The sequence below is a fragment of the Paenibacillus sp. FSL M7-0656 genome (assembly GCF_038003225.1).
GTDB lineage: Bacteria > Bacillota > Bacilli > Paenibacillales > Paenibacillaceae > Paenibacillus > Paenibacillus amylolyticus.
In genome coordinates this window covers 2,764,801-2,778,831 of the sequence record NZ_JBBOOT010000001.1, presented here as the reverse complement: position 1 = coordinate 2,778,831, position 14,031 = coordinate 2,764,801, and the positions used below count along the sequence as shown (strand labels likewise).

The following is a 14,031-nucleotide window of genomic DNA, read 5'->3' as shown; positions in this document are numbered from 1 at the left end:
GAAGAAGAGATGCCGATTACGATTTTGCTCGCAGATGATCATGCGATGGTGAGACGGGGGTTGCACGTTTTTTTGACGACACAGCAAGACATGAAGGTTGTGGGCGAAGCATCGAACGGACAGGAAGCACTGGCTCAGGCGGAAGCGTTAAAACCTGACGTGGTATTAATGGATCTGCATATGCCGGTCATGGACGGAATCGAAACAGCCAGAAGGCTGCGCACGTTATTGCCAGCAACGCGAATCATTGTGCTCACCTCGTTTTCGGATCAGGATCATGTCGTTCCTGCTGTTCGCGCAGGAGTTAAAGGATATCTACTCAAGGATATTGAACCGGAGGATCTGGCTGTAGCCATTCGCAATGTGCATGCAGGTCAGGTGGAATTGCATCCTGACGCAGCAGGTCAATTGATGCATGTGATGGCTTCATCCGATTGGTCCATAAATGAACAGCAACCACAGCATATACTGACAGATCGGTCAGCAGACAATCAACATCAGGAGCCAAAGCAGAAGGGGAAATCAACTGAAGCGTCTCTTGGCGGACTGGATATGCTCACTCGCCGTGAACAAGAAGTCTTGGGGCTGATTGCTCAAGGATTGAGCAACAAGGAAATTGCAGTTCAATTGGTCATCACCGAAAAAACGGTCAAAACCCATGTCAGTCATCTGCTCGACAAACTGGGACTGGCAGATCGGACGCAAGCGGCTCTTCATGCCGTAAGAAATGGCTGGGTCGTGTGACCAATTCCGACATATGTTCATACTTAAGTCGTATAAACTCAACCTAAAGGTTGAGTTTTTTGGTATTTCAAGTTAAGTCTATCTGCTGACGATTTGGATGCAAAAGAAAGGTAAGATAAGAGTAGAAATAACAGATCGGTTGAAACATGAGAGTTTGAATTATTAAAAAACCAAGGAGAGTGACATGAATGAATATTGTTATTTTGGCAGGAAGCAATCGGAACAATGCAACCAGTACACGTCTGGGAGAGTATGCTGTGGAGATTATTCGCGGTCAGGGACATCAGGCCAGCCTGTTTGATCTGTATCAGACACCACTCCCATTCTACGCACCAGATGAAAAACAAGCGGATCATGAACATCTGGCAGACCTGAATACACGTATGCTCGCGGCTGATGCGATCATCCTGTCTACACCAGAGTATCACGGCAGTATTAGCGGTGTGCTCAAAAATGCACTGGATCACCTGAGTCAGGCTCATTTCAGCGGCAAGACCGTCCTGTCCATCAGCTCCTCTGGCGGAGCGGTGGGGGTAAGTTCGCTTTTACAACTGCAAGCGATTGTTCGCAATCTGCATGGCATCAATGCCCAGGAGTGGATATCCATTGGTGGTGCGCAGCGCAGACAATTCGAAGCGACATTTGACGGATATGAAGAGTACGAAGGCAGTCAGGATATAGAGGACCGGGTGCAGCGGGTTATTGGATCGTTTTTAAATCTGGCACAGACGTTAACGAATGCGCGGAATTCTACCATGAGTTGAGAACCAAGGAAGATGAAAAATCGGAAAAGGAAAAGAGGATGAGCATTATGATTAAAGGCATATTTGAAACACATCTAAACGTGACGGATCTGGAGAGATCCCATCATTTCTATGAAACGGTCCTGGGTTTACCTCATGCCTACGGGCAGAAAGAACGTGGGAACTCCTTCTACTGGATTGGTGGAAAAGGCAATGCCATGCTGGGATTGTGGCAAAAGGAATCTTCCGAGGTGAACCGTCAGCACTTTGCTTTTCATGTATCTCTGGAGGATATGAAACACGCGGTGGCTCACTTGGAGAACAAAGGGATCAAGACACAGAACTTCCTGAATGATGATATCGGTGAACTGTACGTCTTCGGCTGGATGCCTGCGGTATCTGTATATTTTAACGATCCAGATGGTCATTTGCTTGAATTCATCGCCATGCTCCCGGATGAAGCGAAGCCTGAACTCGGCATGGTGCCGTGGAGTCAGTGGGAGGAGATGCAGGAGAAGACCGTATGATGATTGAAGAATTACAGTTATATACAACACGGATGGAGGACCTCAAGCATTTTTATCGTGATACGTTGGGAATGGAGGTGTCCAATGCGACGGATCAGGCCTTCAACCTGCAGGTTGGAAGGACAAAGATGATTTTCAAACCGTGTGAAACAGATCGTGAGCCCTTTTATCATGTGGCCTGGTCGATTCCGACGAATCGGTTCAAGGAAGCGAAGCAGTGGGCTGCATCACGTGTTGTTTTAAGCAGAGAAGGAGATCGGGATGAGACGTACTCTACTAATTGGAACTCTCATTCTCTCTATTTCGAAGATCCAGCAGGCAATATTATTGAGCTGATTGCTCATCATCGTATTCAGAACGAGAGTGACCATGACTTCTCGACTCAAGATATATTACAGGTGTGTGAAGTTGGACTGGTGACGGAGGATGTTCTGTCTACGGTGAATGAGCTTCAGCAGATTGGACTCACGCGATGGGGTGAGGTTAGTGATACCTTTGCTCCTGTAGGAGATGTACATGGTTTATTTATTGTGGTGAGGAAGGATCGGACGTGGTTTTTCTCCAAGCAAAAAGCACAGATCTATCCGCTGGAAGTATCCATCCGTGGCGTGGGCAAGCTTCGAATTGGCTAAAGATTGTATTCCGGGGCAAAACAGGCATATGTGGAGCATTTCCATCATGTTATAGAAGTAAACGCTTTATTTATTAATTAGGATATATAAGTTGAACTAAATTTACACGATAACGGAGAGGACAGAAAAAACCTGAAAAAGCGAAGCTGAAAGCTTTCTGAAAGAAAGCTACTTCATAAGCATAATCTCACATTTATCACCGGATTTTCCCTTAGGAAAGGGGATCGAAAAAAAATCTGGGGATAACAGTGATTGGAAGGTTGTTCTGTCAGGCTTACAGATGATGAAGGGTGGTGGCAAGCTTGGATCGACGTTTGTTGGAAGATGGACTAGCGATTATCGTTTCCAGTCGGGAACGTACAGGAGATCTGTGGCACGCCCATTATGGGGCGGGTGCGATTGCGGCATATTTTTGGTTGCGGGAAAATCGTCTCACTGCCCTTGCCGCCGGCAGTGTTACCGCCGAAGCAAAAGCCATGCTTCGCCAGCATGGAATCAGCCCTGGTCAGACCTCTCCGATTGGTGAGATGATGCCCAGGGAAGATGCCGAGGCGTGTATTACGGACGCATTGGATCGAACGATTGGAGAGTTGCACTGGGTTGGACACCAGGCCATCTACGGGGCAATCAGTCTGAAAGCCATTCGCGAACTGGATGGATGGGGCACTGCGGAGGATATTGGTCGGCTGGTTGAACTGATCGATTCATTCGATCGAACCATCCCGGGAAGATCCTGGATGAACACAACGATGAAAGAAATTCGCAGTCTCAAGCCGGAAAAAAGCGATGGTTTCCCCGAGATCGAAGATCCAGTTCAGTTGTCACGCCTGATTCTGGATGAGCTTGGGGCGTTTCAGACTATCTATCACGCGGAAGCGCATCATGATCTGATCGGTCATATGCTCACCTATGGACATGCGCTTAACATATTATATGAATTGGGTTATCCGGCATTATTCCACAAAGGCATTCCGCCTTTCCTTACCATGGTGAAGGCACTACGCTTAAGCCGAGATGTGGATATTGAACAGGAGATGCCAACATTGCAATCACCCGTAGACCTGCTGCCACTGGAACGGGCAGAACGATCAGTGGCGCTCCCTCATGAACTGGAATATTGGCTCACCGACAGACGTTCCCGTGACTGGAACGGAGGTCATGTATTTAAATTCCCGTTCAGTTTCTATCATCATGCGAAGAACGGGGAACCTATACCGGAAACATGGGAGAATTTTCGTTATATCATCGCGTGAGATAGAGCCAACAATATGGAACAAACGATATAGAACGAAGGATATGGAACCAACGATATAGAATCAAAATGAAGAGCACTTGCCAAAGCTGGCAGGTGCTTTTTGGTGTTCTAGCGTTAATATTCCAAGCTACTGAAAGCCGAAGCGGATCCGAATGTGTCCGGAGTTGGCAAGCTCACTGTATTCTGAATCTGCGAGACTAAGCTTTTCATGTCCGAGAATGCACCCTTCATTTACGAGCCCATGTCCTTCATGTGCGATAAACGCTCGTAATATCGTAAAAGGCGGATTGTCTCCCTTCTCATGCAGAGCTCTGCTCCAGACGGATTCGAGGTCTTCCCTCCGGTTTGCGGTTGGAGCAAAGCCTAGAGGCGTGAGAGCTAACGAATCGGAGGTGTCTTATTCAAGGATTTGAAGCGTCTACAGAAATCTGAGGAACCTGAGACACGCTATATTAGAATAAACAGCTGTTTTCGGCGGTTTTGTCAGGGCATTTAGGAAATAACGTGTCTGATGTTCCTTATCATTTAAAAAGAGGACCTGAATGCCAAATAAGACGTCCTGTGTTCTTTAGAAAATCATCTATCCATTCGCCGGAATTAGCGGGCTGGGACTTCAAGCTTTTTGGACACGGGCACCCATTATTCTAAAATCCATCATCGTATAGCTTGTTTGAATTGAAATGCACACATTAGTTTTATCCAGATTAAAACCGACAATTGTCCGCCCCGGACACGACTACATTCAGGCGTAATTCATCCCGTTTACCATCAGCGCGAGTGAGAAAAGGCGGTAAAATGGTATTATCGGATCAGCAGCAAGGAAGACACACCGACAGCTCATACGCTAACGTACAGCCGGCTAGGGGGCCGGTTTTTTAATTCGGTGATTGCATCCTTGCCCTGATCGGGTATTAAAGACTAAACAGATAACAGGAGGCTACGTGATATGAAAACAGTATTGTATGTTCCACTGGATGATCGTCCAGCGAATCTGGATGATGTGATTGTGCAAGGGAAAGCAGCCGGTATCCATATCGTTACACCGAACCTGAGTGATATTAAGAATCGTCTGGACTCGGAGAAAACCGTAGATGGCACAACGCTGCTCGGCACCTCCACGCCGGTTTATGGCAAACCGTCCAAGATTCACGACTTTATTCTGAAACATGCTGCCAAGGTCGACGGATTTATTATTTCATCCGATATGCTCGCCTATGGCGGTCTGATCGGCAGTCGTCAGCTCCGCGAAGATGGAGGAGGCACCTATCCTGAGTACGATGAGGAAACCACTCGTTTCCTGGATGTGATCCGCGTGATCAAGCAGAAATACCCACGCAAACCCGTATTTGTAATGGACACCATCATGCGTTTGGCTACGACCTCGTTTGCAGATGGCTTGGCGCTTGATGCATATAATGAGTCCCGTGCATTGATGCAGCAGCCACGTCAGACATACACTGAGTTTGAGGATATTATCGAAGGTTATAACCTGTCCCCGGATGGAGTGGAATATGGGACAACGACCTATTTTGATAAAGAACAGTATTACAATACAAGACAGCATAAATTCAAAACAAATCTGTACATTCTGGATCAATTGGCTCGCACAGGTTATATCGATTTCCTTGCAGTTGGAGTCGACGATGCTAACACGCAGGGTGTTCAGATCAATGAAATCAAATATGTAGAAGCGCGGATCAATGAATGGCTGGGTGGAACCAATGGGCAAAATCCGGATCGAGCTATCGTCTTGCCGGATGCGGATGGTCTGGGGCACGCTTTGGTTGCTCGCATGGCTAACCAGTTGTTCCGAGGCGGGGCGAGGACACGTTACGCAGTGAAATATTTTGGTCCTCACGGCAATACCATCATTAACACGTATGAATACATGGATGTACACGAGAATGTGGTTCGTCATGTGGATATTGTAGGTGGTGTGCTTGTAGCGGATTCGGCATATCCTGAACCGGAGGTGGTGACGGATGTGGGTGCTGGCTTGGAAAATGAACAGCTAGTGGCTGTAGCAGCCGATCAAGTTGTCCCGTTTGACATGACCTCCGAACTGGATCGTATGACGAAGGGTCACCCAGGTAATTCCGGGGAGAACACGGGCATCGACATTGAGATTATCGCCATTACGGCTCTGGATCAGGTGCAGGCTGCGTTGGAGCAATTGACGCTGAATAGTGAGCAAGGTCTGCCTTCGGTGTTGATTGATTTTGTGGGTAAAGGACCAGCCAATGTTGATGTTGCCGAAGCATTGCTCAACAGTCCATATACCGGACGGGTTCTGGGTTATAGTGCATGGAATACACCAGGTAACAAGATCGGTATTGCTGTAGGTATGGGGCAGTCGAGGTACGCGTTGATTACAACAGAGAAGCATGAGCATAAGTTGCGAGATGCTATGAATGCGCATGGATCGCTGTTGTTTAAGCGTTTTCTGAAGGATTACTACTACAAAGCGGTAGCGATTGCGGACATCCGCACGTATTCCCGAGCCCATGCGCTGTATACCAATGTGGCTACACTTTCGGATCAAAATATGTTGCTGTTCAACTCAGAGGAAGACTATGCCCATTTGCAAACATTGCTCCGTGATTTGATGCAGACTTATACCACCGCGCTTGCGAATAAAACAGCCTTCCAGACAGGCAATGTGGCGATTAAGCAGATCTGTAATGACGAATTGTCCTATGCGACGTATGGCAGTGCGCTGCTGGAATATGGGAATCCTGATTTCATCTGGGGCCGTGCATTTGAGATTACGTTGAACCCGCAGGTTACGCTGAACTAAACTGTTATCTCACCATGGGTTCCTCATGTTTAGGGTAATCACTGGTATGACTGTACTGCTTAATCTCTCCGTTGTTAAAAATGATATATTGGTACTTCGCTTCGAGTTCATCCGCGAATGTTACTGAGGCACCGTAAGGTGCTTCAGAGCTTTTTGAAGAGTAGGTACCTTGTACTTCAATAAGCTGTTCTGGTGAATAACCTTTCTGTTCCAAATAAAAGAAAGCGAGCTTCCAGGTCAATGGTAGCTCGCTTTCTATCGTTTAATTTAAAATGATGGTAATTATTAAAAAAATTAATATAACAAAGGATACTAATAGAAATGATTTAGGATTTAAGCGCTTTTGCGCCACCCATATTCCATATGATGAAACAAGAGCTGCAATTAAAAAGAATAAATAAAATAAAAATCCTTCTTGAGTAAAAGGGAAACTGATATTAGCGAAATTAAAAAAACCAGAAAGGAATGGAATAATATAAACCGGAATAATTGCTACAATTGCAAATAAAATGGTTTGTGTCCAAAAAAAATACTTGTTAATCAATTTCAAAAAGAAAATGGACAAAATAAATAATAACAAGTTTACTGTGAAAAAAGTCTGTGCAGTCCAAGTAATTAGTTGTCCCCAATCACTAACTTCTTCATTATACAGAAGAAACATGCTTAAAGTGTAGGTAACTATTCCTGCACAGTAGCTAGAGATCAACACCCATATATAAATTAAATCCGATTTTTTCATTACTTCGCCTCCAATCATGATATAACGCTATCACTTTATTAAATAGTATATTTTTACATTTTATTTGTCTAGATAAATGAGAAAAAAATCACAATCTAGAATCGTCTTTTTTCCACCCGAACGTCTCCCTTAATCGCACCGAAGTCGTACGGAACACCATCCGCGCTAGGAATGAAAGGGTGTAAGATTGTATTATCGGATCAATAACAAGGGACGCACCGAAAGCACATACGCTAATGTACAGACCGGCCAGGTGGCCGGTCTTTTTGATGCGGTGAATGTAGTCCCGTTACTGGTTCGGTCGGAATACGACTCTGAGTTAAAAGGGGGAGTCTACTGCTGCTGCATTGCCGCTGCACGGTGTGGGCAGGTCTCAAACTTGTAGCCAAAGGGGGCGAAATGAATGTGTCTATGAGAAATGAAATTAGCACTGTAATGAGCACCGGTAAAATGAGTAAGTTCATTAAAAAAACGCTGAAACAGAAGCTCGCAGTACTTGTTCCAGATTGGGACGATCGTGTGCTAGATGTACCTGCGTCAGGAGAAGTGTTGGTTTGGCCTTGTGCCGTGGTTGCGTTTGCCGAAGAGGTGCCGAAGTCTACTTGGGCGGGATATCGAAGGATTATTAAAATCTCACCATACGCTCGTCCAGAAGATGGTGGCGCTGAAAAGGTAGAAGCTTGGTCAGCTGATCTAATCGAAGGGTTGCACCAGGTAAGGCTGGTGGATGAAGCAGGTGGAGCATTCACTTGCATCTATTTGGGTTCTTCAGATAGTGATCGGGTGGATGCAGGGTCTGGCATGCTTACGCGCAGTCTGCGGTTCGGAGTGTATGTTCCCGAAGGCTCGGGAGCTGCTCTCGCTTTAACAGGAGACGTGTGGCTAGCTGCGCTTCAAGACTGGACACAGCAAGAGCTTGGCTCGAACTGGTCGGTATATGGGGATGTCTGGCCCGGTGGATACGATATGCCGTCTGTGTTATGGCGATTGGCTGGATGCAGCACTTCTGTGGCGGGCACTTCGGCATTGGAGGTTCGACAACAGTGGATTGGGCATGTGCTAACCGATCATCCAGTACTAACACGTCAGACCGTTACTCGGTTGGCCCGGCAACTTGCAGTGCAATCTCGTCTTGCCGTCACTGAAACGGATGGCGAAGAGCACGAAGGTAACACGCGATATATCACAGTAGATGAAGTCACGGCAGATTTACAGACGGATGCGTATTTGAATGGTCAGATTCGCCTGACGTTGCAACAGCGGATTCGTCGTCCGGGTACGAATGTACCTTTCATTCGTGAGATTCACCATAGCAAAGGTATGGAGTAAACGTTAGTCGAGAGGAACCTTCTATTAGAGGTTGTTCAAAAAGCCCGCTTTTGATTACAAAGGATGCCTAACGGCATCATCAGCATCGAATATGGAATTCAGCCGAATAAGCATGAGCTTACGAAGTATGTTTCCTTTGGAAACATTGTAGTTGCTCACGTAGTTTTCCCTACGCTCTGCTACTCCATTTCTAACTTCATCCCATCTTCTCGGTACTGAAAACCGATCTTTTTGAACATGCACTTTTAAGAGTGGTTCCAGATTATAGCTTTGAGATGATAGATGTAGCTTCAACATTATAGCTTCATATTCATAGGATCAAAAATTCATAGATCAAGCTTAAAGATCATCGTTTCACGAAATTAGTAGTCCAACAAATGAGGTGAGATGGCAATGGCAAGCTCGGTGAAAAAAAGCAAACAGACAGCCCCGCGGTATACACGGGCAGAACTGATGAATCATGCAGAAGCCCTCTTTGCCGTTAAGGCAGAGGTGCTGTACGGTGCGCTGTACGAAGCGGCGCAAGAGACGTTTTCCATTGAAGAAACGCAGGAACGAATTAACCAATTTATGAAAGCGAAGGTGAAGGGATAATGGCAGGTGGAACTTGGGAGCAAACAAATCGTCCGGTCCTTCCGGGCTTATATATGAATTTTCAGGCGGCAGCATCTTCGGCCATTCAAGCGGGTACGCGGGGAACGGTCGTTGTGCCAGTCAAGGCCAACTGGGGTCCTGTGGGGACTTTTGTTGAAGTAGGGAGCGAAGCGGCGATTGAACGTATCTATGCGGCGAATGTGCTGGATAACGGTACGGCTTATACTTCCTTGAAGCTCGCCCTGTTGGGTGGGCCGAAGAAGTTGCTCGCTTATCGGGTAGCAAGTGCCGCGGCCAAAGTAGCCACGCTTACCTTGAAGGACAGCAGTGATGCCAATGTGCTGCAACTGGACGCGAAGTATCCGGGGGATCGTGCAAATGGATTCTACGTCACCATCCAGCCAGGTGTGATTGATAATACGAAACATGAAGTTCGTCTTTTTGAAGGTAATCGGATGTTGTATGCGCTCCTGACAGCGGATATTACAGCAGCTTCTCTGGCAAAAGAGATTAACGCGGATGAACAAAATGTCTGGGTAACGGCTCAGGCGATTGGCGATGGTGCAGGTGTAGTTGCAACAATTGCGGGTGCGGCATTCAAAGGCGGCGTAAGTGGCAACGATGACCTGACCAATGCAGAATACATTGCTGTACAGGGTGCGCTGGAAGGGGAGCAATTCGACGTCTTGGCTTTGGATCAGGCGGCTGATGCACCCCTGCTTGCGAGTTTTGCGGCATGGGTGAAACGTGTGCGTAGTGAAGGAAAACCGGTGGTGGCTATATTTGGCGGTTCCGCAGCGGATGACACTTCTGCTACAGCAGCACAAAAAGCAGCAGCACGTTCGCTTGCGCTCAACCATGAAGGTGTGATTAATGTTGGTACAGGGGTTCGCCTTGGAGATGCATTTTACAGCTCGGCGGAAACATCCGCCTATGTTGCAGGTCTGATCGCCGGACAACGTCTGAACCAATCCACAACCTATGCAGCTACTCCGTTCGATGATGTGACACGTCGGTGGACGCGTGCAGAACAGGAGCAGGCGGTACAGAATGGCGTATTTATTTTCTTCCATGATGGACGTCAGGTGAAAGCACTTCGCGGTGTAAACACCCTGGTAACTCCGGCCGCTGGACAGAATAATGCGTGGAAAAAAATCCGTTCCATTCGTGTTTTGGATGCGATCAACACGGATTTGCAGCGCTCCGCGGAAGATACGTATATCGGTAAAGTGAACAATACCGAAGAGGGTCGTCAGGCACTGATTAGTGCCATGAAGGCCTATTTGGCGCTACTCGCACAGAGTAATGTTATTGAAGCTGACAGTTATGATGTCATTCTTGACCCGGCATATTATGGTACGGCACCAGTTCTCAAACCGGAAGCAGATCAGGTATTCCTGCAATGGAATGTGAAGCTGACGGATGTGATGGAGCAGTTGTTTGGTACATTTTACGTGCAATAAGGTTGTGTGAAAGGAAAGAACCGTTTTCTAGAATAATTACTACACGTTGAACTGATGGTTTACACGATAACGGAGAGGGCAGAAAAAATCTGAAGAAGCGAAGCGCTCGCCTTTATCCACCGGATTTTCCCTTTATTATGAAAAGGAATCAAAAAAATCTGGGGATAACAGCGATCGGAAGATTGTTCTGACTGCGGAGTTATACCGTGTAATATTTATTAGTTCAACGAACCCAAGGAGGAAAATATATGTTGGATGCGTCAAGAGTAATTCTCGGTACCCATGGTCAGTTGCATATCGATGGTGTGTGGCAGACAAACATTAACAAGTTGGAAGCGAGTGTGGAGATTGAAAAGCGTGAGCTAAATCTGGTCGGTAACGACTGGAAAGTGCACAAAAACGGCGCAAAAAAAGGAACAGGCACGATGACCGGCTACAAAGTCACTTCGGATATGATCCAGCGCGGCTTCACCAAATTCGAGATTATTTCCAAGCTGAACGACCCTGAATCGTATGGACATGAGAGCGTTTTGCTTAAAGGTTGTATGGTGGATAAAATTCAGCTTGCCAACTGGACAGCTGGCGAAGAAGTACCGGAAGAAACAGGCTTTACGTTTGAAGGATTTGAATTGCTGAATCCGATTGTGGCGAACTAAAGATTGGAATAGGCACGTGTGATTGGGCTAGTTTGCTCCAGCGTGGTTGCATAGTTACTTCATATTAATATGGACACCAATGCGGGCCGAGATGATCTCGGTCTCTTTGTTGTCTCTACAGGCTTGGAAGCTGGCATAGATAAACCCATTTTTGAAATAAGAAGGAGATAACGCCCGATGAGTATGAATGAAAATATGTCCGAAGAACAGATTTTGGATCAGTTGTTTGAAGCAGCAGAACGTTTGCCAGAGGAAAATGTGCGCATTCAGCGTCTGGATCTGCTGTTGACCTTGCGTGGACTGACTTCCTCCAAAGTGGATCACATTCGCGAACGCTGTACCATTCGAAAAACGACCAAAGGCCGCACCGAGGAAAAGGTGGACACCGAAACGTTTAACGCGCTGCTCATTTCTGAAGCAACCGTGAAATTAAAAGTCCGCAGCCTGGAATTGTCCGGCTGGGGTGACACCCGTATTACCGGCCGCATGAAGTTGTCCGGTGGCGAACAGGCAGTACGTCGTATGTTGCTCGCTGGTGAATTGGATGCCGTAGGTGATAAAGTGCTGGAGCTGTCCGGCTTCGGTGTGGAGATTGAAGACCTAAAAAACTGATTCACTCCGGCGGGATGACCACGTTCCTGTATCACATGTGGGTGCGTCATCATCTCCGGCCCGGAGAGTTCTGGTCTTTGCCACGTGGGGAGCGCTCGCTGTTAATTGCGTTCTCGGAAGAGGAAATGTCAGCGATAACTTCGCAAATGAATCGATAACGAAATAGGCTAGGAGGTGAAAAAATGGCAGAAATGATTGTAGGTTTATCCAAATCTAATGCGGAAATGCGGACAACCCTTCGTTATCTGGATCAGATTCAGCGTTCCACGGAACGTCTGGGCAGAGTTCGTTATCAGAGTCTGATCAAGGTGAATAATGAGCTGAGAACGACTGGACGCAGGTTGGAGCATATTTATAGTATGGCTGTGCGAATCAGCAGGCTGCGAATCACACCGACGATTGGGTTGAATGATAAACTGAGTCCGGCACTGGATCGCGCATGGGTTAAACTGAATAGATTCAGGGACCAGATGGTTACGGCTTCGGGAACAGTATCCCTTGAAGTTCGGCAGAAGATCGAAGTGGCGATGGGCAAAGGAGGGGCTTCGGGTCCTACTATGGCTGTCGTGATTCAAAACAATAAAAATATCACTAAAGCTACGAAGGAAGAAGATCCTAAGAGTTGGTTGGATAAATGGATTTTTGACCTTGCCGAAAAGGTTAATAGTTTGTTTGATGTATTTAATAACATCAAGGGAATATTTGATAAATTCAAAAAGAAAAAAGAAGAAAGTCCTGCATCTGATCCAACCAGAAGTCCAGCATCCAAATGCTGCTGTTGTACAGGTGGAAAGATGGGCAAAAACCGCAGAGTGCGTTCACCGAATGCAGATGGCGGTGGCTCAGATCGTGGCAGACGAAATTATCGAAGTGGTAGAAGGTCAAGTAACCGTTCGAATCGAGGCCCATCTCCAGTACCCAATCCTGTACCTGATACTCCAACTCCTCCGCCCGATCGCAACCGTAATAGGGGAGGAGGAAGAAGAATACGAGGAAGCGGTCGTTTAGGATTTGCGGATGGTGGATTGGGATCTTTAACCGACATGCTGGCTGGTAACGGATTGATGGATAATTTAAGTAGTGGTTTTGCCAAAGGAGCTAAAAGGTTGCTTGGGCCCATCAGCATGCTTGCTGATGTGGCAAATGTAGCGACAGCACCCCCGGAAGAGCGTGGCCGAGCGGTGGGTTCCATGATTGGCGGCACAGCAGGTACTGCGATTGGTAGCGCCATCGGTAGCGTTCTTTTGCCTGGCATCGGGACATGGGTCGGTGGTGCAGTAGGTGGTTGGGCCGGAAGTACAGCAGGCGGTTGGATTGGAGACAAAGCGAAGGATATTGGAAACTTTATGTCTAGTGCTACCGAAGGTGTAGGTGATGCATTGTCGGGTGCAGCCGATTACGTCTCTGAGAAAACAAAAAAAATCACCGATGGCATATCCAACTTCTTTGGATTTGGTTCCAAAAAAGAAGAGAAGACGGTCTCGGCAGCCACGGTGGCTGCACCGTCTCCAGTTGCAACAGGCCCCCAGATGGCACCTGCCTATATGCCACCGGCACTGACCATGACAGGCCCAGCCGCATATATGAACAGCAAGGTCGGTCAGCCTACCTCTGCTGGATTCATGGGAACAAGCATGATGCAAAACCAAGCAATGGCGCTTGGTAACGGTGCGCAGACGAATGGGAAATCTTCCACAATGACGGTACAAATATCCGAAGACCAGATGAGCAGCCTGTCCGGATACTTGAAGGATTTCAAAACCGAAACTACCAATCAGATTGCGATAAATATTCCACCAGGTGCGGTGCAGGTGACTGTGCGCGAAAATGCGATTGATTACGATGCTGTTACCAAGCAGGTCGGACAACGGATTACGGGCGAGTTCCGTCGTGCGATGGAAAACCGAAAAACGATTATGGCCTAAGCAGAAAGGAGGCCG

15 protein-coding genes are annotated in these 14,031 nt (G+C 47.1%); 13 read left to right on the top strand and 2 right to left on the bottom strand.

The window, feature by feature from the left end; all coding sequences use genetic code 11:
* Positions 1-9: 9 nt before the first annotated feature.
* From MHI01_RS12370 to MHI01_RS12345, 6 genes are all read left to right on the top strand, one after another.
* Complete coding sequence (locus tag MHI01_RS12370) at positions 10-744, top strand: response regulator (RefSeq protein ID WP_282319144.1); 735 nt, start codon at positions 10-12, stop codon at positions 742-744.
* A 188-nt stretch (positions 745-932) separates the two neighbouring features.
* Positions 933-1,508 carry an NADPH-dependent FMN reductase gene (locus tag MHI01_RS12365; protein WP_340983228.1) on the top strand — a complete coding sequence of 192 codons (576 nt, stop codon included), beginning with the start codon at positions 933-935 and terminating at the stop codon, positions 1,506-1,508.
* Between the two features lie 47 nt (positions 1,509-1,555).
* Complete coding sequence (locus tag MHI01_RS12360) at positions 1,556-2,014, top strand: VOC family protein (RefSeq protein WP_340983227.1); 459 nt, start codon at positions 1,556-1,558, stop codon at positions 2,012-2,014.
* Positions 2,011-2,646: a VOC family protein gene (locus tag MHI01_RS12355; RefSeq protein WP_340983226.1), complete on the top strand. Its 636-nt coding sequence runs from the start codon at positions 2,011-2,013 to the stop codon at positions 2,644-2,646. The genes MHI01_RS12360 and MHI01_RS12355 overlap by 4 nt, the downstream gene beginning before the upstream one ends.
* A gap of 293 nt (positions 2,647-2,939) precedes the next feature.
* A complete protein-coding gene (locus tag MHI01_RS12350; protein ID WP_425607804.1) occupies positions 2,940-3,899 on the top strand; it encodes a hypothetical protein in 960 nt (319 codons plus the stop codon).
* 948 nt (positions 3,900-4,847) lie between these two features.
* The gene (locus tag MHI01_RS12345) at positions 4,848-6,698 is read left to right on the top strand and encodes a DUF4127 family protein (protein WP_340983225.1); all 1,851 of its coding nucleotides are present in this window, start codon (positions 4,848-4,850) and stop codon (positions 6,696-6,698) included.
* Between the two features lie 4 nt (positions 6,699-6,702).
* On the opposite strand, the gene MHI01_RS12340 is transcribed toward MHI01_RS12345, so the two are convergent.
* Complete coding sequence (locus MHI01_RS12340; protein ID WP_340983224.1) at positions 6,703-6,939, bottom strand: hypothetical protein; 237 nt, start codon at positions 6,937-6,939, stop codon at positions 6,703-6,705.
* Positions 6,940-6,960: 21 nt separating this feature from the next.
* Positions 6,961-7,437 carry a hypothetical protein gene (locus MHI01_RS12335; RefSeq protein WP_340983223.1) on the bottom strand — a complete coding sequence of 159 codons (477 nt, stop codon included), beginning with the start codon at positions 7,435-7,437 and terminating at the stop codon, positions 6,961-6,963.
* A gap of 405 nt (positions 7,438-7,842) precedes the next feature.
* On the opposite strand from MHI01_RS12335, the gene MHI01_RS12330 reads away from it, so the two are divergent.
* The 7 genes from MHI01_RS12330 (at position 7,843) to MHI01_RS12300 (ending at position 14,016) form a co-directional block, all read left to right on the top strand.
* Complete coding sequence (locus MHI01_RS12330; protein ID WP_340983222.1) at positions 7,843-8,766, top strand: hypothetical protein; 924 nt, start codon at positions 7,843-7,845, stop codon at positions 8,764-8,766.
* A gap of 405 nt (positions 8,767-9,171) precedes the next feature.
* Positions 9,172-9,360 (top strand): hypothetical protein, encoded by a 189-nt coding sequence (locus MHI01_RS12325; protein WP_249911568.1) that lies wholly within the window; start codon positions 9,172-9,174, stop codon positions 9,358-9,360.
* Positions 9,360-10,823, top strand: a complete 1,464-nt coding sequence (locus MHI01_RS12320) for a phage tail sheath subtilisin-like domain-containing protein (protein WP_340983221.1) — start codon at positions 9,360-9,362, stop codon at positions 10,821-10,823. The genes MHI01_RS12325 and MHI01_RS12320 overlap by 1 nt, the downstream gene beginning before the upstream one ends.
* A gap of 248 nt (positions 10,824-11,071) precedes the next feature.
* A complete protein-coding gene (locus tag MHI01_RS12315; RefSeq protein ID WP_124117078.1) occupies positions 11,072-11,479 on the top strand; it encodes a phage tail tube protein in 408 nt (135 codons plus the stop codon).
* Positions 11,480-11,656: 177 nt separating this feature from the next.
* A complete protein-coding gene (locus MHI01_RS12310; RefSeq protein ID WP_017690174.1) occupies positions 11,657-12,091 on the top strand; it encodes a phage tail assembly chaperone in 435 nt (144 codons plus the stop codon).
* A 14-nt stretch (positions 12,092-12,105) separates the two neighbouring features.
* On the top strand, positions 12,106-12,249 hold the full coding sequence (locus MHI01_RS12305; RefSeq protein ID WP_181151033.1) for a hypothetical protein: 144 nt from the start codon (positions 12,106-12,108) through the stop codon (positions 12,247-12,249).
* Between the two features lie 24 nt (positions 12,250-12,273).
* A complete protein-coding gene (locus MHI01_RS12300; protein ID WP_340983220.1) occupies positions 12,274-14,016 on the top strand; it encodes a hypothetical protein in 1,743 nt (580 codons plus the stop codon).
* The last annotated feature ends 15 nt before the right edge of the window (positions 14,017-14,031 follow it).

Excerpts from the sequence above, each read along its gene's own strand:
- MHI01_RS12370 (WP_282319144.1), top strand. The coding sequence starts at position 10 with ATGCCGATTACGATTTTGCTCGCAGATGATCATGCGATGGTGAGACGG.
- MHI01_RS12365 (WP_340983228.1), top strand. The coding sequence starts at position 933 with ATGAATATTGTTATTTTGGCAGGAAGCAATCGGAACAATGCAACCAGT.
- MHI01_RS12360 (WP_340983227.1), top strand. The coding sequence starts at position 1,556 with ATGATTAAAGGCATATTTGAAACACATCTAAACGTGACGGATCTGGAG.
- MHI01_RS12355 (WP_340983226.1), top strand. The coding sequence starts at position 2,011 with ATGATGATTGAAGAATTACAGTTATATACAACACGGATGGAGGACCTC.
- MHI01_RS12345 (WP_340983225.1), top strand. The coding sequence starts at position 4,848 with ATGAAAACAGTATTGTATGTTCCACTGGATGATCGTCCAGCGAATCTG.
- MHI01_RS12335 (WP_340983223.1), bottom strand. The coding sequence starts at position 7,437 with ATGAAAAAATCGGATTTAATTTATATATGGGTGTTGATCTCTAGCTAC.
- MHI01_RS12320 (WP_340983221.1), top strand. The coding sequence starts at position 9,360 with ATGGCAGGTGGAACTTGGGAGCAAACAAATCGTCCGGTCCTTCCGGGC.
- MHI01_RS12315 (WP_124117078.1), top strand. The coding sequence starts at position 11,072 with ATGTTGGATGCGTCAAGAGTAATTCTCGGTACCCATGGTCAGTTGCAT.
- MHI01_RS12310 (WP_017690174.1), top strand. The coding sequence starts at position 11,657 with ATGAGTATGAATGAAAATATGTCCGAAGAACAGATTTTGGATCAGTTG.
- MHI01_RS12305 (WP_181151033.1), top strand. The coding sequence starts at position 12,106 with ATGACCACGTTCCTGTATCACATGTGGGTGCGTCATCATCTCCGGCCC.
- MHI01_RS12300 (WP_340983220.1), top strand. The coding sequence starts at position 12,274 with ATGGCAGAAATGATTGTAGGTTTATCCAAATCTAATGCGGAAATGCGG.